This is a genomic window from Streptomyces sp. NBC_01622, assembly GCF_045209635.1.
Lineage (GTDB): Bacteria > Actinomycetota > Actinomycetes > Streptomycetales > Streptomycetaceae > Streptomyces.
Genome location: NZ_CP109293.1, coordinates 2,986,113 through 3,009,567, shown reverse-complemented (window position 1 = coordinate 3,009,567; position 23,455 = coordinate 2,986,113). Strand labels below are relative to the sequence as shown.

The window sequence follows — 23,455 nt, the reverse complement described above, 5'->3', positions numbered from 1 at the left end:
AACACATGGGTACCGAGGACTTCACGCAGCACAACGCAGACGTCGTCCGTGACGAGGTTCTCCGCAGGCGGCTCAGCGGACGCGGCGGCAACCAGCGATCCGCGATCGGGCGCGCCGAGCGCGATCAGCCTCTGGTGCTTTCCCACGGCCAACAGCAGATGTGGTTCCTCAACCGCCTCGACCCGGACAGCACCGAATACCTGGTGCCCCTCGCCTTCCGGCTGCGCGGCCGACTGGACGCCGAAGCCCTCCAGCGGGCCTGGTCGGCCATCCTCGCCCGCCACGAGATCCTCCGCACCCGCTATGCCATGCTCGACGGCCGGCCCGTACAGGTCGTCGACGAGCCGGTGGACGTACCCCTGGTACCGCAGGACCTCACGAGCCTGCTCGCCGACGAGCGGGATTCGCGCACCGACGCCCTCGTCGCACAGCACCTGGACGAACCCTTCGACCTGGAGCACGACTGGCCGGTACGCGCCCGGCTCCTCCGCCTCGCCTCCGACGACCATGTACTGACCGTCGTCTTCCACCACATCGCGTGCGACGCGTGGTCCACCCGCCTGTTCGCCTCCGAACTGAGCACCCTCTACGCCGCCTTCGCCGAAGGCTCCGACGCCACGCTGCCCCCGCTCGACGTGCAGTACGCCGACTACGCGCAATGGCAGCGCCAGGTGCTGTCGGGCACAACCCTGGAAGGGCAGCTGAGCTACTGGCGGGACCAGCTCGCGGGTCTGCGGCCCATCGAGCTGCCCGCCGACCGGCCGCGGCCCGCCGTGCGCGAACACGCGGGCGCCGAGGTCGCGTTCCCCTTGCCGCGCGAGGTCGCGCAGCGCGTCCGTGACCTGGCCGTCAAGCATGACACCACCCCCTTCGTGGTGTTCCTCACGGCTCTCCAGGCACTCGTCTCGTACTACGTCGATGACAACGACGTCGCCGTGGGCACCGTCGCCAGCGGCCGCACCCGGCCCGAACTCCAGAACGTCTTCGGCTATTGCATCAACACCCTGGTCATGCGCGCCACCTGGGACGACTCCACCACGTTCGGCGAACTCGTCGACAAGGGCAGACAGTCCCTGATCGACGCCTACGACCACCAGGCGGTGCCCTTCGCCCAGCTCGTGGACGATCTGCAGCCGGAGCGCGACCTGTCCCGCACCTCCCTGTACCAGGTCGCCTTCACCCTCCACGAGGCCGGCGGCGAGGGCCTCACCCTGCCCGGGACGGACGTCACGCCCTACGAGGTGCTCGGCACCGTCGCCAAGTGCGACCTCGAACTGCGCGTCGGCGAGAACTCCGACGGCTCGTACGAGACCAGGCTCACCTACGCCACCGCCCTCTTCGACGAGGCCACCGTGCGGCGCATGGCCACCCACTTCGTACGCCTTCTTGACCAGGCGACCCGCACACCCGACACCGCCGTCGCCGAGTACGACCTCATCCCTGAGGGTGAGTTGGAGGTTGTCCTTGGGGAGGGTCCGGCTCCGCTGGTGGATGTGTCGGGTCGGTCTTTGCATGAGTTGTTCGAGGAGCGGGTGCGGGTGTCGCCGGGGGTGGTGGCGGTGGTCGCCGGTGCGGTGGAGTTGTCGTACGGCGAGGTGAACGAGCGGGCGAATCGGCTGGCGCATGTGCTGCGGGATGCGGGTGTGGGGGCCGAGTCGTTGGTGGGGGTGTGTTTGGAGCGTGGGCCGGATCTGGTGCCGACGCTGCTGGGTGTTCTCAAGTCGGGTGCTGGTTATGTGCCGTTGGATCCGGTGAATCCGGTGGAGCGGTTGCGGTTCGTGCTGGCGGATGCGGGCGTGTCGGCGTTGGTGGCCTCTGCCGAGCTTGCCGGGGCGGTGGGCGAGGGGTTCGAGGGCCGGGTGGTCGTGCTGGACGGCGTGGACGCGGGGGTTGTCGCGCGGGCGCCGGCTGAGGATCTGCTGCCGGTGTCGTCGGGGTCGAACGCGGCGTATGTGATCTTTACGTCGGGGTCGACGGGGCGGCCGAAGGGTGTGGTGGTTCCGCATTCGAATGTGGTGCGGTTGCTGGAGACGGCGCATGAGCACTTCGCCTTCGACGGGTCGGACGTCTTCTCGCTGTTCCATTCCTTCGCGTTCGACGTCTCGGTGTTCGAGTTGTGGGGGGCGTTGCTGTTCGGCGGCCGTGTGGTGGTGGTCGGGAGTGAGGTGACGCGTTCGCCGGAGGATTTCCTGGATCTGTTGGTGGAGTGTGGTGTGACGGTGTTGAGCCAGACACCGTCGGCGTTCCGGTCCCTGGTGGCGGCCGCGGGTTCGGGAGACGAGCGGATCGACCAGTTGTCGTTGCGGGCTGTGGTGTTCGCCGGAGAAAAGCTGGAGATGCCCGAACTCGCGCCGTGGGTGGCGCGGTTGGGCCTGGACCGGCCGGCTCTGGTGAACATGTACGGAATTACCGAGACGACCGTCCACACGACGTTCTATCGGGTGGCGGAAGCTGACCTGGAGCCCGGCGGGGTTAACCCGGTGGGGCGGCCGTTGAGTGATCTACGCGTCTACTTGCTGAACCGGTCGGGCCGGTTGGTTCCGGTGGGTGTGCCGGGTGAGATGTATGTGGCCGGTCCTGGTGTGGCCCGGGAGTACCTGAACCGGCCGGAGCTGACCGCTGAGCGGTTCGTGCCGGATCCGTTCGGTGGGCCCGGTGCCCGGCTGTATCGCAGTGGCGATCTGGCGGTGCGGCGTGCGGACGGGAGTCTGGAGTTCCTGGGCCGGATCGACGACCAGGTGAAGATCCGGGGGTTCCGGGTCGAGTTGGGTGAGATCGAGGTCGCGCTGGCCGGCCAGGACGGGGTGCGTGAGGCGGTCGTACTCGCCCGCGAGACCGTTTCCGGGGACCGGAGCCTGGTGGGTTATGTGGTGCCGGAGCCGGACGTCGCAGTGGATGTGGCGGCGCTGCGGGCCGGGCTGGGGTTGGTGCTGCCGGAGTACATGGTTCCGTCGGCGGTGGTGGTGCTGGACGCACTGCCGTTGACGGCGAACGGCAAGCTGGACAAGCGGGCGTTGCCGGCACCGGACGAGGACGCCTTCGCGCGGGCGGTGTTCGTGGCGCCGCGCACCTCGCTGGAGGAACGGATCGCCGCAGCCTGGCGGGAGGTGCTCGGGGTGGAGCGGGTCGGTGTGCTGGACTCGTTCTTCGACCTGGGCGGCGATTCCATCCGCGCCGTCTCCCTCGTCGGCGCTCTGCGCGCCCAGGGCGTCGACGTCGCGGTGCGGGACGTCTTCGCGCAGCGCACGGTGGCAGCTCTGGCCGAACTCGTGGGCGACCGAGCTGAGCTGGACCTCGCCGCACAGCGTTTCGTCGAGCCGTTCCAGCTGATCGACGAGGAGATCCGGGCCCTGCTGCCCGAAGGCGTCGTCGACGCCTACCCCCTCACCCAGATCCAGACCGGCATGGTCGTCGAGATGCTGGCCGACACGGACCAGAACAACTACCACAACGTCAGCTCCTTCCGGATCCGGGACGCCGGGACCTTCGTCCCGGAGGCCTTCCGCGCGGCGGTCGAGACCGTGGTCGCCCGGCATGAGGTGCTGCGCATCTCCCTCCACCTCACCGACTTTGCCGTGCCGCTCCAGATGGTCCACGCACACGCCGAACTCCCGGTCAGCATGGACGATGTGACCGATCTGGCGCCGGAGGACAGGGAGGCCGCCCTCCGCGCCCACATCGCCGAGGAACGGGCACGGCCCTTCGACCTCTCGACCCCCTCACTGATGCGCTTCGGCGTCCACCTGACTGGCGACGGCGGGTGGTGGCTGTCCGTCACCGAATGCCACCCGATCCTGGAGGGCTGGAGCCACCACTCGCTCCTGATGGAGGTCCTGACCTGCTATCGGCAGTACGCCGACGGCACGGAACCCGAGCCCTACGACCTCCCCGACGTCCGCTTCGCGGACTCCGTCGCCGCCGAACTCGCCTCCCTGGCCTCCGACGAGGACCGCGCCTACTGGCTGGACGTGGTGGGGAGCGGCGAGAAGGTGTCACTGCCGGCCGGCTGGGGCGACGAGCCGACCGAGCCCCGCGCGAAGCACCAGGTGGGCATCGCCTGGGGCGACCTCGAAGACGGCCTGCGCGCGCTCGCGACCCGCGCCGGGGCGTCCCTGAAGAGCGTGATGATGTCGGCGCACGTGAAGGTCATGAGCCAGCTGACCGACGCGGAGACCTTCCACACGGGCCTGGTCTACGACGTCCGCCCCGAGGTCCTCGGCGCGGACCGTGTCCACGGCATGTACCTCAACACCCTGCCGTTCCCGGCCGACCGCACGGCCGGCACCTGGTTCGACCTGGTCCGCCAGGTGTTCGCCCGCGAGGTGGAGACGTGGTCGCACCGCCGCTACCCGCTGCCCGCCATCCAGCGTGATCTCGGCGGCACACAGCGCCTCATAGACGTCTTCTTCAACTACCAGGACTTCCGCCAGGTCGACGCCGACCTGGTCGACGGCACCGTCGGCTTCGACGACAGCCCCACCGAGTTCCCGCTGACCATCTCCTCGCGCAATCAGCATGTGTACCTGACCGCCGACTCGTGGACGCTCAGCCGGGCCAACGCGGAACGCATCGCGGGCATGTACCGAGCCGTCCTCGCGGCCATGGCCCACGACGCCGACGGCGACGCCCGCCCGACCTACCTGCCCGACGGCGAGCGCCACGCGCTGACTCGTACGTGGGCGGCCAACCCGGGCCCGCTGCCGCGGCGTACCGTCCGTGAGGCGTTCGAGACGCAGGCCGAGGCGACCCCCGACGCCACAGCCGTGTCCGTGGACGGCACCACCATCGGCTACGCGGAACTCGACGCGCGCGCCAACCAGTACGCGCACCACCTGCGTTCCCTGGGCGTCGGCCCCGAGTCCATCGTCGCCGTGCTGCTCGACCGAGGGCCCGAACTCCTCGCCGTACTGCTGGGTGTCTGGAAGGCCGGCGGCGCCTACCTCCCCCTCGACCCGGTCTTCCCGGACGAGCGGATCGGGCACATGCTCGCCGACGCGGGGGCCGTGGTGACCGTCACCCAGGAGGCGCACGCCGACCGTGTCGCCGCGGTGTCCGACCGGCCGACCCTGCTGGTGGACCGCGACCGGCACCTCGTCGAGGCGAGTCCGACGGGGCGGCCGGCGGCACCGGCCGGGCCGGACGCCCTCGACACGCTCGCCTACATGATCTACACATCCGGTTCCACCGGTCTGTCCAAGGGCGTCCTGGTGACCCAGGGCGGCCTGGCGAACCACGTCGAGTGGGCCGTGCGCGAGCTCGCCGGCCGCGGCAGCGGCGGCGCGCCACTGTTCTCGTCGATCGCCTTCGACCTGGTCGTCCCCAACCTCTGGGTGCCGCTCGTCGTCGGCCAGACCGTGCACCTGCTCCCGCACGACCTGGACCTGGGAGAACTCGGCGGGTACGTCGCCGAGGCCGGCCCCTACAGCTTCATCAAGCTCACCCCGGCACACCTCGACATCCTGACCCAGCAGCTCACCGCCGAGCAGGCCGCCTCCCTCACCTCCGTCCTTGTCGTCGCAGGCGAAGCCCTCACTCGACGCGTGGTCCAGAGCTGGCGCGACCTGGCCCCCGACACGCCCCTGATCAACGAGTACGGGCCGACGGAAGCCTCCGTCGGCACCTGCGTCCACCCGGTCGAAGGCCCCCTGAACACCGACGTGATCCCGATCGGCAGTCCGCTGCCGAACATGCGGATGCACGTACTCGACCCGCACGGCGAGCCCGTCCCGGTCGGTGTCCCGGGCGAGCTGTACGTCGGAGGCACCGGCGTCGCCCGCGGCTACGCGGGCCGGCCCGAGCTGACCGCCGAGAAGTTCGTGCCGGACCCCTTCGGGGAGCCCGGCGCCAGGCTCTACCGGACCGGCGACAAGGTACGGGTACTGCCGGGCGGCGTCGTCGACTTCATCGGGCGCACCGACGGACAGGTGAAGATCCGCGGCTACCGGGTCGAACTCGGCGAGATCGAGGCCACCCTCGCCCAGCTCCCGGAGATCGACGAGGCCCGCGTCCTGCTGCGCGAGGACACCCCGGGGGAACGGCAACTGGTCGCCTATCTGGTGCCCGTCGGTGACGGCATCCCCGAGCCCGCCGCGCTCCGTGCGGCCCTGGCCCGCACACTCCCCGACTACATGGTCCCGTACGCCTTCGTGTCCGTGGACACCATGCCGCTCAACGCCAACGGAAAGCTCGACGTCCCGGCCCTGCCCGCGCCCGGGGCGAATGCTTTCGCGCAGGCGCGCCACATCGCCCCGCGCACCCCCCTGGAAGAACGGGTGGCCGCCGTGTGGCAGGACGCCCTGCCGTCCGCCGCCGCCGGAGTCGAGGACGACTTCTTCGAGGCCGGCGGTGACTCGATCCGTGCCGTGGCCCTGGTCGGCAAACTCCGTGCAGAGGGCTTCGACATCGCCGTACGGGACGTCTTCGACCGGCGCACCATCGCAGGGGTCTGCGAACTCATCAGCGGACGCGGAGAGCTGGAAGCCGGCCGGACCGGCACCGTGGCCCCCTTCGCGATGATCTCCGACGAGGACCGGGCGAACCTGCCGGAGGGGGTCGTCGACGCCTATCCGCTGTCACAGAACCAGACCGGCATGCTCGTCGAGACCCTGGTCGACGGCGGCCACAACAACTACCACAACGTCAACGTCTACCGGGTGCACGACGACCGGCCCTTCGCCTTGTCCGTGTTCCGGCAGGCGGTCCAGACCGTCACCGCCCGCCACGACGTGCTGCGTACCTCCGTCCACCTGAACGGCTACGCGGAGCCGATGCAGCTCGTGCACGCCGAGGCCGAGGTGACCTGCGTCAGCAGAGACCTCAGGGGCCTGGACGAGCAGGCGCGGGACGACGCCCTGACGGCGTACGTGACCGCCGAACGCATGGACCCCTTCGACCTCTCCGTCGCCTTCCCTCTGCTGCGGATCGCCGCACATGAGGTGGACGACGACACCTGGTACTGCGCGTTCACCCAGAGCCACGCGGTCCTGGACGGCTGGAGCAACCAGCTTCTCCTCAAGGACATCGTGGAGACCTATCGGGCCCTGCGGGACGGCGCGGACACCGCCCCGCGCGCCATGCCGCTCGTCAGGCTCGCCGACTCCGTGGCCGCCGAACGCGCGGCCCTTGACGCCGAGGAGGACCGCGCCTACTGGCGTGACCTCGTCGCGGACCACGCCAAGGTCTCCGTACCGGCCGGCTGGCACGGCGACCTGTCCGCGCCCGCCGAGGTCGTCCACGCCGTGGTGGACTACCGGGACCTGGAGGGCGCGCTGCGCGCGACCGCCGGAGCCGCCAGGGTCTCCCTCAAGAGCGTGCTAGTCGCCGCGCACTTGAAGGTGATGAGCCAGCTCACCGACGAGCCGGCCTTCCACACCGGCCTGGTCACCCACAGCCGTCCCGAGGCAGCCGGGGCCGACCAGATACTCGGCACCTTCCTCAACACACTGCCGTTCCCCGCCGACCGCTCCGCCCGTACCTGGCGGGAACTGCTGCGCCAGGTCTCCGACCGGGAGATCGAGACCTGGCCGCACCGCCACTTCCCCATGCCCGCCATCCCCAGGGAGCCGGGCTCCGGGCGACTGGTGGACATCTTCTTCAGCTACCTCGACTTCCACCGGCTCGACAGCGTCGCCGCCGAGGAGGGCGCGGGACTCAACGACAGCCCCACCGAGTTCGGCCTCAGCGCCAGCGCCATGGGCGGACTCATCACCCTGCGCAGCAACACCCACGTCCTCAGTCCCGCCAACGGGGAGCGTCTGGTGGGGATGTATCGGGGTGTGTTGGAGGCGATGGCCGCCGATCCGGACGGGGAGGCGCGGGCTGTCTTCCTGCCGTCGGGTGAGCAGTCCTGGCTATTGGACGCCGGACTGGGTGATGTTCTTGAGGCGCCGCTGCGGTCGGTGTTGGAGCGTTTTGACGAGCAGGTTCGTCTGACTCCGGATGCTGTGGCTGTCGTCCATGGCGCAGACGTGGTCTCGTATGCCGGGCTTGACGCGCGGGCCAACCGTATTGCGCGTCGGCTGCGTGAGTTGGGTGTGGGTGCGGAGTCGGCTGTCGGTGTGCTGCTCGACCGGTGCACTGACTTGCCGGCGGTGTTGCTGGGGGTGTGGAAGGCCGGGGGTGCGTACGTTCCGGTGGATCCGCAGGCGCCGGGGGAGCGTACTCGGTTTGCGCTGAGTGATGCTGCGGTGAGTGCGCTGGTCACCGACACCGCACATGTGGACTTGGCCTCTGATGCTGTTGATGTGCCGTGCCTGCTTCTGGACCGGGAGTCGGAGAGCATCGACACTCTTCCGGCCACCGCTCCGTCTCGCGCCGGCGATCTCGACCAGCTCGCGTATGTGATCTATACGTCGGGTTCTACGGGCCGTCCCAAGGGTGTGCAGACGACGCATCGGGGTCTGGCCAACTACCTCGACTGGTCCGTGACCGGGTATCTGTCGGAAGGCAGTGGCGGGGCACCCCTCTTCTCGTCCGTCGCTTTCGATGTCGTGGTGACGACGCTGTATGCGCCGCTGATCGCGGGGCGGCCGTTGCACATCCTTCCGGCGGATGCTGATCTGGCGCGGTTGGGTGAGTTGCTGCGGGCGCAGGGCCCGTACGACTTCATCAAGCTGACGCCGAGCCATCTGGATGTGCTGCTGCCGCAGTTGGCGGAGGCTGAGGCGGATTCGGTTCCGTTGGCCCGGACGTTGATTCCTGGTGGTGACGCGTTGTCTCGGGAGAGTGCCGCGCGGTGGAGTGCGTTGTTCGGCGGGGCTCGTGTGATCAATGAGTACGGTCCCACGGAGATCACGGTCGGTAACAGCTACTTCCCGGCGTCGGAGCCGTTCGAGGGGGAGATTCTGCCGATCGGGCGGCCGATTCCCGGGACGAGTATGTATGTGCTGGATGCCGAGATGCGGCTGGTGCCGGTCGGGGTGACCGGTGAGGTGTGTGTCGGTGGGGAGTGCCTGGCGCGCGGTTATGCGGGGCGCCCCGACCTGACGGCGGAGCGGTTTGTGCCGGATCCGTACGGGGTTCCGGGTGCGCGGTTGTATCGCACTGGTGACCTGGCGCGGGTGCTGCCGGACGGCAATCTGGAGTTCCGGGGGCGGATCGATGACCAGGTGAAGATCCGGGGCTTCCGGGTGGAGCTGGGTGACATCGAGGTCGCGCTGGCCGGTCAGGAAGGGATCCGCGAGGCGGTCGTGGTCGCCCGCGAGAACCAGAACCTGGTGGGTTACGTCGTGCCGGAGACCGGTGTCTCGGTGGATGTGGCTGAGTTGCGGGCCGGGCTTGGGCTGGTGCTGCCGGAGTACATGGTCCCGTCGGCGGTGGTGGTGCTGGAGTCGATGCCGTTGACGGCGAACGGCAAGCCGGACAAGCGGGCGTTGCCGGCGCCGGACGAGGACGCGTTCGCGCGGGCGGAGTTCGTGGCGCCGCGCACGGTCGCGGAGGAGCGCATCGCCGCGGTGTGGCGTGACGTTCTGGGGGTCGAGCGGGTCGGTGTACTGGACTCGTTCTTCGACCTGGGCGGCGACTCCATCCGCGCGGTCTCCCTCGTCGGCGCCCTACGCGCCCAAGGCACCGATGTAGCGGTACGTGATGTGTTCGCGCACCGCACTGTCGCGGCCCTGGCCGAACTGGTCGCTCGACGCGGAGAGTTGGACGCTGCCGCGCAGCGTGCCGTCACGCCGTTCGAGCTGATCGGCGAGGAGATCCGGGCATTGCTGCCCGAAGACGTCGTCGACGCTTACCCCCTCACCCAGATCCAGACCGGCATGGTCGTCGAGATGCTCACCGACAAGGACCGCAACCCGTACCACAGTTGCGCCTTGCACCGGGTCCCCGACGACCGGCCCTTCTCCGAGGCGGCCCTGCGCGAAGCACTCGACATTGTCGCGGGCCGCCAGGACGTGCTGCGCACCTCCATCGATCTGACCTCGTACTCCGTCCCGATGCAGCTGGTCCATGCCGATGTGCGGATCCCGCTCGCGGTACGTGACCTGCGTGGGCTGGACGCCGAGGAGCACCGGCAGGCCCTGCGCGACTTCGTGGACAAGGAACGCTCTGACGTCTTCGATCTGACCGTCGCCCCTCTGCTCCGCGTGACCGTCCTGCTGGAGGAGAACGGCTGGCGTATCGCCTTCACCCAGTTCCACGCCATCACCGAGGGCTGGGGACACCACGTCTTCCTGATGGAACTCCTCAACATCTACCGGCAGAAGCTCGACGGGACGGCGCCCGCCCCCCATGAAGCTCCGGTCGTACGCTTCGCCGACACCGTCGCCGGTGAACTCGCCTCCCTGGCCTCGCCCGAAGACCGGGCCTACTGGACCGCGGTCGTCCAGGACCGGACGCCGTTCACCCTGCCCAGCGGATGGGGAACGGCCGACGAACCCGAGCGGGACCTCGCTCTCCGCGTCCGGCTCGACGACCTGGAGAAGCCGCTGCGTGCACTGGCCTCGCAGGCGAAGGCCTCCGTCAAGGCCGTGCTTCTCGCGGCACACCTCAAGGTGCTGAGCCAACTCACCGAATCAGGGCAGTTCCACACCGGCCTGGTGTGCGATGTGCGGCCCGAGGCCCTGGGCGCGGACCGCGTCTACGGGATGTTCCTCAACACCGTGCCCTTCCCCGCCGACCGGCTGTCCGGCCGTACCTGGCGTGAACTGGTCGAACACGTCCACGAGCAGGAAGTCGACCTCTCGGCGCACCGCCGGTTCCCCCTGCCGGAGATCACCCGCACGGTGGGACAGGGCCAACGCCTGGTCAACGTGGTGTTCAACTACCAGAACTACCACGTTGTCGACCGATCGTTGATCGACGTCGACATGAGCGCCGGCGGCGGAGCCACCGAGTTCGGCCTCAACGTCATCGCCATGGTCCACGGCATCAGCCTGAAGACCACGACGCGCGTCCTCAGTCCCGCCAACGGGGAGCGTCTGGTGGGGATGTATCGGGGTGTGTTGGAGGCGATGGCCGCCGATCCGGACGGGGAGGCGCGGGCTGTCTTCCTGCCGTCGGGTGAGCAGTCCTGGCTATTGGACGCCGGACTGGGTGATGTTCTTGAGGCGCCGCTGCGGTCGGTGTTGGAGCGTTTTGACGAGCAGGTTCGTCTGACTCCGGATGCTGTGGCTGTCGTCCATGGCGCAGACGTGGTCTCGTATGCCGGGCTTGACGCGCGGGCCAACCGTATTGCGCGTCGGCTGCGTGAGTTGGGTGTGGGTGCGGAGTCGGCTGTCGGTGTGCTGCTCGACCGGTGCACTGACTTGCCGGCGGTGTTGCTGGGGGTGTGGAAGGCCGGGGGTGCGTACGTTCCGGTGGATCCGCAGGCGCCGGGGGAGCGTACTCGGTTTGCGCTGAGTGATGCTGCGGTGAGTGCGCTGGTCACCGACACCGCACATGTGGACTTGGCCTCTGATGCTGTTGATGTGCCGTGCCTGCTTCTGGACCGGGAGTCGGAGAGCATCGACACTCTTCCGGCCACCGCTCCGTCTCGCGCCGGCGATCTCGACCAGCTCGCGTATGTGATCTATACGTCGGGTTCTACGGGCCGTCCCAAGGGTGTGCAGACGACGCATCGGGGTCTGGCCAACTACCTCGACTGGTCCGTGACCGGGTATCTGTCGGAAGGCAGTGGCGGGGCACCCCTCTTCTCGTCCGTCGCTTTCGATGTCGTGGTGACGACGCTGTATGCGCCGCTGATCGCGGGGCGGCCGTTGCACATCCTTCCGGCGGATGCTGATCTGGCGCGGTTGGGTGAGTTGCTGCGGGCGCAGGGCCCGTACGACTTCATCAAGCTGACGCCGAGCCATCTGGATGTGCTGCTGCCGCAGTTGGCGGAGGCTGAGGCGGATTCGGTTCCGTTGGCCCGGACGTTGATTCCTGGTGGTGACGCGTTGTCTCGGGAGAGTGCCGCGCGGTGGAGTGCGTTGTTCGGCGGGGCTCGTGTGATCAATGAGTACGGTCCCACGGAGATCACGGTCGGTAACAGCTACTTCCCGGCGTCGGAGCCGTTCGAGGGGGAGATTCTGCCGATCGGGCGGCCGATTCCCGGGACGAGTATGTATGTGCTGGATGCCGAGATGCGGCTGGTGCCGGTCGGGGTGACCGGTGAGGTGTGTGTCGGTGGGGAGTGCCTGGCGCGCGGTTATGCGGGGCGCCCCGACCTGACGGCGGAGCGGTTTGTGCCGGATCCGTACGGGGTTCCGGGTGCGCGGTTGTATCGCACTGGTGACCTGGCGCGGGTGCTGCCGGACGGCAATCTGGAGTTCCGGGGGCGGATCGATGACCAGGTGAAGATCCGGGGCTTCCGGGTGGAGCTGGGTGACATCGAGGTCGCGCTGGCCGGTCAGGAAGGGATCCGCGAGGCGGTCGTGGTCGCCCGCGAGAACCAGAACCTGGTGGGTTACGTCGTGCCGGAGACCGGTGTCTCGGTGGATGTGGCTGAGTTGCGGGCCGGGCTTGGGCTGGTGCTGCCGGAGTACATGGTCCCGTCGGCGGTGGTGGTGCTGGAGTCGATGCCGTTGACGGCGAACGGCAAGCCGGACAAGCGGGCGTTGCCGGCGCCGGACGAGGACGCGTTCGCGCGGGCGGAGTTCGTGGCGCCGCGCACGGTCGCGGAGGAGCGCATCGCCGCGGTGTGGCGTGACGTTCTGGGGGTCGAGCGGGTCGGTGTACTGGACTCGTTCTTCGACCTGGGCGGCGACTCCATCCGCGCGGTCTCCCTCGTCGGCGCCCTACGCGCCCAAGGCACCGACATAGGCGTGCAGGAGATCTTCCAGCACCGCACGGTGGCGGCGCTCGCCGAACTCGTCTATGGGCGCGCCGAGTTGGACTCTGCCACACAGCGTTCCGTCGCGCCGTTCGAGCTGATCGACAACGAGATCCGGGCGCAGTTGCCGGACGACGTCGTGGACGCCTACCCGCTCACTCAGAACCAGGTGGGGATGCTGGTCGAGTCGTTGGCGGGCGACGGGCTCGGCAGCTACCACAACGTGGAGGCTTTCCATGTCCGTGATGAGCGGCCTTTTGACTTCGGTGTCTTTGCAGAGGCTGTTCGTGTGGTGGTGGCGCGGCATGAGGTGTTGCGTTCGGCGGTGAGTCTGACGGACTTCGCGGTGCCGCTTCAGCTGGTGCGCGAGGACGTGGTGGTGCCGTGCGGGTGGCGTGATGTCAGTGGGCTCAGTGATGAGGACCTGCGGGCGGAGGTCTTGTCGTTCGTCGACGGTGAGCGGGGCAACGTCTTCGATCTGACGGATGCCGGATCGCTGCTGCGGGTGTTCGTGCACGCCGGCGCTTCGGACGGCTGGATCTGCACCCTGACGCAGCACCACGCGATCTTGGAAGGGTGGAGCTTCTACGCCCTGTCCATGGAGATCGCGGAGTGCTACCGGCTTCTGCGGGATGGCGAGGGTCCGGGGGTGTACGACGCCCCGCCCGTGCGTTTCGCGGATGCGGTGGCGTTGGAGTTGCGGGCTCTGGGGTCGGTGGAGGACCGGGAGTTCTGGTCGGGTGTGGTGGCTGGGCGTGGGCGGTTCGTGGTGCCGGTTCACTTCGGTGGGGCGGGTCTTGTCGAGTCGGTGCGTGTGCGGGTGGATTTGGAGGGTGTGCGGGAGCGGTTGCTGGGGTTGGCGGCGGCTGAGGATGTGCCGGTCAAGAGTGTGCTGTTGGCGGCGCATGTGAAGGTGCTGGCGCAGTTGTCGCAGGAGGAGGAGTTCTTCACCGGGTTGGTGGGGCATTGCCGGCCCGAGGTGGTGGGTGCGGAGCGGGTGTACGGGATGTTCCTGAACACGATGCCGTTCCCGGTGGACCGTTCGGCGCGGACGTGGCGTGAGCTGGTGCGTCAGGCGTTCGCGCGGGAGGTGGAGGCGTGGCCGCACCGGCACTATCCGATGCCGCAGATCCAGCGGGACGCCGGCCGTGACGGCGAGCGGCTGATCGACGTCCTGTTCAACTACATCGACTTCCACCAGGGCGAGTCCGGAGCCGTGAGCACCGTCGTCAGCGAGGGGCCCAACGAGTTCGGCCTGGCCGTGCACGCCCGCGGTTCCGATCACCTGTCGCTCAGCACGAACACCCGTGTCATGTCCCGGAGCAACGCGGAACGTCTGGCGGCGATGTACGGCGCGGTCCTGGAGGCCATGGCCACCGACCCCGACGGCGACGCACGCAGCGTCCATCTACCTGCTGGGGAGCGCGAAGCCGTCATGGGAGAGAGCGTCGTGGATTCCACGGTGTCGGGTCGTGTGCACGAGTTGTTCGAGGAGCGGGTACGGGTCTCGCCGGATGCGGTGGCTGTGGTCGCCGGTGAAGTGGAGCTGTCGTACGGCGAGGTGAACGAGCGCGCGAACCGGCTGGCGCACGTGCTGCGGGATGCGGGTGTGGGCGCGGAGTCGCTGGTGGGTGTGTGCCTGGAACGCGGGGCGGACCTCGTGCCGTCCTTGCTGGGCGTACTGAAGTCCGGCGGCGGCTATGTGCCGTTGGACCCGGCGAACCCCGTGGAGCGGCTTCGGTTCATGTTGGCGGACGCCGGAACATCGGCGCTGGTGACCTCCGCCGAGTTCGCGGAGGCGGTGGGCGAGGGGTTCACGGGCCGCGTGATCGTGCTGGACGGCGCGGACGCGGATGTCGTCGCGCAGGCGCCGGCTCAGAATCCGCTGCCGGTGTCGGAGAGCTCGAACACGGCGTACGTGATCTACACATCGGGGTCGACCGGGCGTCCCAAGGGCGTGATCGTTCCGCACGCGAACGTGCTGCGGTTGCTGGAGACGACACACGAGCACTTCGCCTTCGACGAGGCGGACGTCTTCACGCTGTTCCACTCGTTCGCGTTCGACGTCTCGGTGTTCGAGATGTGGGGAGCGCTGGGCTTCGGCGGTCGAGTGGTCGTGGTCGAACGGGACGTGACGCGTTCCCCGGACGACTTCCTGGACCTGCTGGTGGAGCGCGAGGTGTCGGTGATGTGCCAGACACCGTCCGCGTTCCGGTCCCTGACAGCGGCCGCGGGCGCGGGGGACAGGCGGATGAAGCAACTGTCCTTGCGGGCCGTGGTGTTCGCCGGCGAGAAGCTGGAGATACCCGAACTGGCGCCGTGGGTGGACCGGCTGGGGCTGGGACGTACGGCTCTGGTGAACATGTACGGGCCGACGGAGACCACGGTCTACGTCACCTACCACCGCATAGTCAGGCGCGACCTGGAGCCCGGTTCGGGCAACCCGATCGGACGGCCGCTCAACGATCTCCGTATTCACCTGCTGGACCCGTTCGGAAATCTGGTTCCGGTGGGTGTGCCGGGCGAGATGCACGTCGCGGGGCCCGGTGTGGCGCGGGGGTATCTGAACCGGCCGGAGCTGACGGCGGAACGGTTCGTGCCGGACCCGTACGGGGCTCCCGGTGCCCGGCTGTACCGCACCGGTGACCTGGCGGTGCGGCGTCCGGACGGGAGCGTGGAGTTCCTGGGCCGGATCGACGACCAGGTGAAGATCCGCGGCTTCCGGGTCGAGCTGGGCGAGATCGAGGTCGCGCTGGCCGGCCAGGAGGGTGTGCGCGAGGCCGTCGTCATCGCCCGCGAGAACCAGAACCTGGTGGGGTACGTCGTGCCGCGGGCCGGTGCCACGGTGGATGTGCCGGCGGTACGGGCCGGGGTGGCGCGTGCGCTGCCGGACTACATGGTCCCGTCGGCGCTGGTGGTGCTGGACGCCCTGCCGTTGACCCCGAACGGCAAGCTCGACAAGCGGGCATTGCCGGCGCCGGACGACGAGGCCTTCGCGCGGGCCGTGTTCATCGCCCCGCGCACTCCGCTGGAGGAGCGGATCGCCGGGGTGTGGCGTGAGGTGCTGGGCCTGGAGCGGGTCGGTGTACAGGACTCGTTCTTCGACCTCGGCGGCGACTCGATCCGCGCGGTCACGCTGGTCGGCGCCCTGCGCGCGCAGGGCATCGACGTGGCCGTGGGTGATGTCCTCGCCGAACGCACGGTGGCGGGCCTCGCCGGGCGCGCCGAAGACCGTGCCCCCCTCGCCGACCGCACCCACCGTTCCGTGCCGCCGTTCGAGCTGATCGACGAGGAGCTCCGCGCCCAACTGCCCGACGACGTCGTGGACGCCTATCCCCTGACCCGTAACCAGGTGGGGATGCTGGTCGAGTCGTTGGCGGGCGACGGGCTCGGCAGCTACCACAACGTGATGGCCTTCCACGTGCGTGATGAGCGGCCTTTTGACTTCGGTGTCTTTGCAGAGGCTGTTCGTGTGGTGGTGGCGCGGCATGAGGTGTTGCGTTCGGCGGTGAGTCTGACGGACTTCGCGGTGCCGCTTCAGCTGGTGCGCGAGGACGTGGTGGTGCCGTGCGGGTGGCGTGATGTCAGTGGGCTCAGTGATGAGGACCTGCGGGCGGAGGTCTTGTCGTTCGTCGACGGTGAGCGGGGCAACGTCTTCGATCTGACGGATGCCGGATCGCTGCTGCGGGTGTTCGTGCACGCCGGCGCTTCGGACGGCTGGATCTGCACCCTGACGCAGCACCACGCGATCCTGGAGGGCTGGAGTTACCACGCACTCCTGATGGAGATCGTGGAGTGCTACCGGCTTCTGCGGGACGGTGAAGGGCTAGGGGGCCATGAGGCTCCCGCAGTCCGTTTCGCGGATGCGGTGGCGTTGGAGTTGCGGGCTCTGGGGTCGGTGGAGGACCGGGAGTTCTGGTCGGGTGTGGTGGCTGGGCGTGGGCGGTTCGTGGTGCCGGTTCACTTCGGTGGGGCGGGTCTTGTCGAGTCGGTGCGTGTGCGGGTGGATTTGGAGGGTGTGCGGGAGCGGTTGCTGGGGTTGGCGGCGGCTGAGGATGTGCCGGTCAAGAGTGTGCTGTTGGCGGCGCATGTGAAGGTGCTGGCGCAGTTGTCGCAGGAGGAGGAGTTCTTCACCGGGTTGGTGGGGCATTGCCGGCCCGAGGTGGTGGGTGCGGAGCGGGTGTACGGGATGTTCCTGAACACGATGCCGTTCCCGGTGGACCGTTCGGCGCGGACGTGGCGTGAGCTGGTGCGTCAGGCGTTCGCGCGGGAGGTGGAGGCGTGGCCGCACCGGCACTATCCGATGCCGCAGATCCAGCGGGACGCCGGCCGTGACGGCGAGCGGCTGATCGACGTCCTGTTCAACTACATCGACTTCCACCAGGTCGACTCGGGAGTCGTCACCCAGGCGGCCAACAGCGCCCCCACCGAATTCGGCCTGTCCGTACACGCCCTGGGCTCACAAGGGTTGGCGCTCACCACGAACACAGGAGTAATCAGCCGGGCCAACACCGAACGTCTGGCGGCGATGTACAGCGCGGTCCTGGAGGCCATGGCCACCGACCCCGACGGCAACCCACAGGACACCTACCTGCCTGAGGGTGAGTTGGAGGTCGTGCTCGGTGGAGGTCCGGCCCCGCTGGCGGATGTGTCTGGTCGGTCTCTGCATGAGTTGTTCGAGGAGCGGGTGCGGGTGTCGCCGGGGGCGGTGGCTGTGGTTGCTGGTGGGGTGGAACTCTCATATGCCGAGGTGAATGAGCGGGCGAATCGGCTGGCGCATGTGCTGCGGGATGCGGGTGTGGGCGCGGAGTCGCTGGTGGGGGTGTGCCTGGAGCGTGGGCCGGATCTGGTGCCGTCCTTGCTGGGCGTGCTCAAGTCCGGTGCTGGTTATGTGCCGTTGGATCCGGTGAATCCGGTGGAGCGGTTGCGGTTCGTGCTGGCGGATGCGGGCGTGTCGGCGTTGGTGGCCTCTGCGGAGCTTGCCGGGGCGGTGGGCGAGGGGTTCGCGGGCCGGGTGATCGTGCTGGACGGTGTGGACGCGGAGGTCGTCGCGCAGGCGCCGGCTGGGGATCTGCTGCCGGTGTCGTCGGGGTCGAACGCGGCGTACGTGATCTATACGTCAGGGTCGACGGGGCGGCCGAAGGGTGTGGTGGTTCCGCATTCGAATGTGGTGCGGCTGCTGGAGACGGCGCATGAGCGCTTCACTTTCGACGGGTCGGACGTCTTCTCGTTGTTGCATTCGTTCGCGTTCGACGTCTCGGTGTTCGAGTTGTGGGGGGCGTTGCTGTTCGGTGGTTCCGTGGTCGTGGTCGGGGGTGAGGTGGCGCGTTCGCCGGAGGATTTGCTGGATCTGCTGGTGGAACGTGGTGTGACGGTGTTGAGCCAGACACCGTCGGCGTTCCGGTCCCTGGTGGCGGCGGCGGGTTCGGGAGACGAGCGGATCGGCCGACTGTCCTTGCGGGCTGTGGTGTTCGCCGGGGAGAAGCTGGAGATGCCCGAACTGGCGCCGTGGGTGGCGCGGTTGGGTCTGGACCGGCCGCTGCTGGTGAACATGTACGGCATCACCGAGACGACCGTCCACACCACCTACCACCGCGTTGTCGAGAGCGACCTGGAGTCCAACGGGCATAATCCGATCGGACGGCCGCTCAGCGATCTGCGGGTGTATCTGCTCGATGGGCGGGGCCGGTTGGTTCCGGTGGGTGTGCCGGGTGAGATGTATGTGGCTGGTCCTGGTGTGGCGCGGGGGTACCTGAACCGGCCGGAGCTGACGGCGGAGCGGTTCGTGCCGGATCCGTTCGGTGGGCCCGGTGCCCGGTTGTATCGCAGTGGGGATCTGGCGGTGCGGCGTGGGGACGGGGGTCTGGAGTTCCTGGGCCGGATCGACGACCAGGTGAAGATCCGGGGGTTCCGGATCGAGCTGGGTGAGATCGAGGTTGCGCTGGCCGGTCAGGACGGGGTGCGTGAGGCGGTCGTACTCGCCCGCGAGGCTGTTTCCGGGGACCGGAGCCTGGTGGGTTATGTGGTGCCGGAGCCGGACGTCGCAGTGGATGTGGCGGCGCTGCGGGCCGGGCTGGGGCTGGTGCTGCCGGAGTACATGGTTCCGTCGGCGGTGGTGGTGCTGGACGTGCTGCCGTTGACGGCGAACGGCAAGCTGGACAAGCGGGCGTTGCCGGCGCCGGACGAGGACGCCTTCACACGGGCGGTGTTCGTGGCCCCGCGTACCCCGCTGGAGGACCGCATCGCCGCAGCCTGGCGGGAGGTGCTCGGGGTGGAGCGGGTCAGCGTCCTCGACTCGTTCTTCGACCTGGGCGGCGACTCCATCCGTGCCGTCTCCCTCGTCGGCGCCCTACGCGCGCAGGGTGTCGACGTCGCCGTACGCGATGTCCTCGCCGCACGCACCGTGGCGGGCCTCACCGAACTGGCTGCCCAGCGCGCCCCTCTTGACGACCGCGCACACCGTCCCGTGGCGCCCTTCGAGCTGATCGACGAGGAGATCCGGGCCCTGCTGCCCGACGACGTCGTCGACGCCTACCCCCTCACCCAGAACCAGGCGGGCATGCTGGTCGAGTCGCTCGCCGGCGGGAACCGCAACAACTACCACCTCCTCAACTCGGTCCGTATCCGGGACAACCAGCCCTTCTCGGTGGACGCGCTGCAACGGGCCGTCGACACCCTGGTCGAGCGGCACGAGGCGCTCCGTACCTCCGTCGACCTGGAGAACCACACCGTCCCGATCCAGCGGGTCCACGCGGCGGCCGACCTGCCCGTCAACGTGGTTGATCTGCGCCCGCTGGACGCGCGGGAGGAGGACCGGGTCCTGCGGGAGTTCGTACGGACGGAGAGCGCGACGCCCTGCCCGCACGACAGCGCGCCGATGATGCGGATCGGCGTCCACCTCTGCGGTGACGGCAGCTGGCAGTTCACGATCAGCCAGTCGCACGTCATCCTGGAGGGCTGGAGCTTCCACGTGCTGCTGGCCGAGCTGCTGGCGCTCTACCGGTCCCACCGGGACGGCACGGCACCCGAGCCGTACGAGCGGCCGTCCGTGCGATTCGCGGACGTCGTGGCCGCCGAGCTGCGCGCCCTGGAGTCGGAGGACGACCGTGCGTTCTGGCGCGAAGTGGTCACCGGCCGCGCGAAGTACGAACTCCCGGCAGGGTGGGGAAGCGCGGACGACGTGCCCTACGAGCCGTACAGCGTCCGCGTTCCCCTGCGTGACCTTCAGCCGCGGCTGCGCGCCTTCGCGGCGAGCGCCGACGTGCCCCTGAAGAGCGTGATGCTGGCCGCGTTCCTGAAGGCCATGGGCACCTTCAGCGGCGAGTCGTCGTTCTTCGTCGGTCTCACCAGTCATGTCCGTCTGGAAGCGGCCGGCGCCGACCGCGTCCACGGCATGCACCTCAACACCCTGCCGTTCCCGGCCGACTCGACCGCGCCGACCTGGCGCGACCTGGTCCGGCAGGTCTTCACGCGGGAGACGGAGGCGTGGCAGCACCGGCACTTCCCGATGCCGGCCATCCAGCGTGAGCTGACGGACGGACGGCGGCTCATCGACGTCTACTTCAGCTATCAGGACTTCGACCAGGTCGACGGCGGTCTGACCGACCAGACGGAGAGCTTCGGGTTCAGCACGAACGAGTTTCCATTCTCGGTCGCCACCGGCGACGGCTTCCTCAGTCTGCGGACCAACACCCGGGCGGTCAGCCGCGAGAACGTGGCGCGCATGGCCGAGGTCTTCCGCGCCGTCCTCGTCTCGATGGCCGAGTTCCCCGACGGGGACGCCCGCGCGACCGCGCTGCCGGAGGCGGACCGCGCCCTGGCCGACGCCGCACACCGGCTCCGGGACGAACCGCTGCCGCCCCGGGACCTGTGCTCCCTGATCGAGGAACAGGCCGCGCGCACCCCGGAGGCGACGGCGGTGATCGACGGGGCCCGCGCCCTGTCGTACGCCGAACTCGACAGCGCCGCCGAGGCGTTGGCCCGCCGGCTGCGGGCCCTGGGCGTGGCGGAGCGCCCGGCGGAGGAAGCGGTTGTCGGAGTCCTCCTCGACCGTGGCGCGGAACTCGTCGTCTCCCTGCTCGCGGTGTGGAAGGCCGGCGCCGCCTACCTGCCGCTCGACCCCTCGTCCCCCCGGCCGCGCGTCAGCGACACGCTGCGCGACGCGGGCGTCTCGGTCGTCGTAACGGATTCAGCCCTGCGTGAGCGGCTACCCGACGACCTCGGTGACGGCGTCGTCATCGCGGGCATCACGGGCACCGAGGTCCCGGAGTCGGCAGCCGCCCCGGCCGCCGTGGTGGACCGCACCCGAGACCTGGACCATACGGCCTACGTGATCTACACATCCGGCTCGACGGGCCGGCCCAAGGGCGTGCAGGTCACCCATCGCGGCCTGCTCAACCACGTCCGCTGGGCCGTGGACGAGCTGGCGACCCGCGGCACCGGAGGCGCGCCGCTGTTCTCGTCGGTCGCCTTCGACCTGGTCGTTCCCAACCTGTGGGCCCCGCTGGTGGCCGGCCAGCCGGTGACGGTGTTCCCCGGCACACTGCCCCTGGACGAACTGGGGCGCCACCTCGCCGAGGCGGCGCCCTTCAGCTTCGTGAAGCTCACCCCCTCCCATCTGGAGCTGCTCACCGCCCAGTTGACAGCGGAACAGGCGAACACGCTCGCCTCGGTTGTGGTGGTGGCCGGTGAGGCACTGACCCGCCGAGTGGTCGACTCCTGGCGGAAACTCGCGCCGCACGTGACGCTGGTCAACGAGTACGGGCCGACGGAGACGACCGTCGGAGCCTGCACTCTCACCCTGGGCGACTCCTCGCCGGCGGAGGTGGTGCCCATCGGCCATGCCCTCCCAGATGTGCGCATGTACGTCCTGAACGAATGGGGCGAGCGCGTGCCGGTGGGCGTACCGGGAGAGCTCTGCGTCGGCGGTGCAGGCGTCGCCCGAGGCTATGTGCACCGCCCCGCACTGACGGCTCGGCAGTTCCTGCCCGATCCGTTCGGCGAGCCCGGGAGCCGTATGTACCGCACAGGCGACCGGGTGCGCATGCTGGCCGACGGTGCCATCGACTTCCTCGGGCGCATCGACGACCAGGTCAAGATCCGCGGCTACCGCGTCGAACCGGCGGAGGTCCGGGCCGCGCTCTCCGCGCACGAGGCAGTACGTGAGGCGTTCGTCCTCGTGGACGAACCCGCGCTCGGCGAACGCCGCCTGGTGGCTTATGTCGTACCGGAGCGGCCGGACGAGGCCGGAGCTCCTTCCGAGACCGAGCTGGGCGCACATTGCGCCGCGAAGCTGCCCGACTACATGGTGCCCTCGGTATTCGTCACGCTCGAACGGCTGCCACTCAACCCCAACGGCAAGATCGACCGGAGTGCCCTGCCGGACCCGGACCAACAGCTTCAGGACCTCGGGCGCGAGTACCTCGCCCCCGTGGAACCCACCGAACGGGCCCTGGCCGACATCTGGTCCACGGTGCTGGGCCGGGAGCGCATCGCCCTCGACGACAACTTCTTCGAGCTGGGCGGCCACTCGATCCTGGTCATCCACGCCGTCGCCATGGCCCACCGGGCCGGGCTGCCGCTCTCGCTGTTCCTCCTCTACCAGCACCCGACCCTGGGCGAACTGGCGGCGGCGCTGGACGCCGCGGCCGCACAGCCCGCGCCCCGGCCCGTCGTGGAACCGACGGCCGAGCTGGTACCGGGGGCGGCTCAGGCGCTGGCACGCGGCAACGTGCCCGGCGCCGCGGTGGCCGTGCTGCGTGGCGGGGAACTCGTGGCCGTGGAGACCTTCGGCGAGGTGGCCGCGAACCGTTCGGATGCCGTCACCCCGGACACGCTCTTCCAGGTCGGGTCCATGAGCAAGCACGTCACCGCGTTCGCCGTGCTGCGCCTGGCGGACGAAGGTGCCCTGGACCTCGACGCGGACGTCAACGAGTACCTCTCCGGCTGGCGGATCCCCGACGGCACGGGCGAACCACCTGTGACCCTGCGGCATCTGCTGGGACACCTGTCCGGGCTGAGCCTTCCCCAGAGCAAGGGCTTCCCGCGGGGCCAGGAACCCACCCCCGCACTGCTCGATCTGCTGTACGGGCGGCCGCCGGCCCCGAACCCGCCGGTGTTCCGGGAACTGCCGCTGGGCAGTACCTTCCGCAAGGCGAACGTGCACTTCTCCGTGGTGCAGCAGGTGCTCACCGACATCACCCGGGAACCGTTCGCCGAACTCATGCGGACGCTCGTCCTCGACCCGCTGGGCATGCGCGACAGCAGCTTCGACCAGCGCTTCCCGGAGACCGCCGGACGGCCCGTGGCCGTCGGGCACACCGAGGACGGGACACCGCTCGCGGACGGCTGGCTCGTGCGTCCCGACATGGCGGCCGCCGGCCTGTGGAGCACCGTCGCCGACATGGCCCAACTGGCCCTCGCCGTGCGCCGCTCACGGCTCGGCAGGCCGCTCGCCCCCCTCTCCGCGCACCGCGCCGAGGAGATGCTGACACCCCATCCGACCAGCTCCTACGGGCTCGGCACGGTGATCGACACCACGGGCACCGAGGTGCACTTCGGCCATGGCGGCGAACCTGTCGGATACCGCGGCCTGACACTGTGCGGCCTGCACTCCGGAACCGGCTGGGTCGTCCTGACCAACGGTCCGGGCGGCGACCACCTGATCAGAGCCTTGGACATCACAGACCAGAGGAAGTGACT

The 23,455-nt window shown here is 69.2% G+C and carries 1 protein-coding gene; it reads left to right on the top strand.

Translation table 11 applies throughout. The features are described from left to right. Window positions 1–5: 5 nt before the first annotated feature. Window positions 6–23,453 (top strand): non-ribosomal peptide synthase/polyketide synthase, encoded by a 23,448-nt coding sequence (locus OH768_RS13550; RefSeq protein WP_406453386.1) that lies wholly within the window; start codon window positions 6–8, stop codon window positions 23,451–23,453. The last annotated feature ends 2 nt before the right edge of the window (window positions 23,454–23,455 follow it).

Bases quoted from the DNA above. Each gene is read 5' to 3' on its own strand.
- OH768_RS13550 (WP_406453386.1), top strand. From the start codon at position 6: ATGGGTACCGAGGACTTCACGCAGCACAACGCAGACGTCGTCCGTGAC.